Source organism: Burkholderia sp. Cy-637 (assembly GCF_011753175.1).
In the GTDB taxonomy this organism is placed as follows: Bacteria; Pseudomonadota; Gammaproteobacteria; order Burkholderiales; family Burkholderiaceae; genus Burkholderia; species Burkholderia gladioli.
Window position 1 is genome coordinate 1 of the sequence record NZ_VWWC01000413.1, and the last position, 635, is coordinate 635.

At 64.4% G+C, this 635-nt stretch carries 1 protein-coding gene; it reads right to left on the reverse strand.

Annotated features, from left to right (window positions below; all coding sequences use genetic code 11):
• The coding region (locus F3J10_RS35925) for a radical SAM protein (protein WP_167244073.1) at positions 1-635 on the reverse strand (635 nt) is incomplete at both ends.

Here is a 635-nt window from a genome sequence, read left to right on the forward strand (position 1 = left end):
CGATCTCCTCGACGCGCGGCTTGAAGTCGGTGAAGGTGTCGTCGTCGAACATGATCTCCTTCACTTCCGGCATGTTGTCGCGAATCCACTTCACCTCGGCCAGCACGTTCTCGACCGAGCGCACGCGATAGCGATGGCCGCCTACCGTCTGCGGCCACAGGCAGAAGGTGCACTTCGAGCGGCAGCCGCGGCCTGTATAGATCGACACATAGGGGTAGTTCAGGTAGCCGATGAAGTAGTTGTCGATCTTCAGGTCGCGCTGGTACACCGGCGCCACGAACGGCAGCGCGTCCATGTCCTCGATCATCGGGCGCGCGCCGTTGTGCTCGATCGCGCCGTCGGCGGCGCGGTAGCTCAGGCCGGGGATATCGGCGAAGGGCTTGCGCTCGGCCACGTCGCGGCAGGTGTAGTCGAATTCCTCGCGGCAGACGAAGTCGATCGCGTTGGACGCCACCAGCGAATTGTGCGGATCGACGGCCACCTTGGCGCCGACCATGCCGATCAGCACCGAGGGCTTGCGCTGCTTGAGGTCTTGCGCGAAGGCCGCGTCGGTCGGGAACGAGGGCGTGCTGGTGTGGATGATCACCAGCTCGTAGTCGGCGGCGATCTCCAGCGTCTGCGCCACCGACAAATCG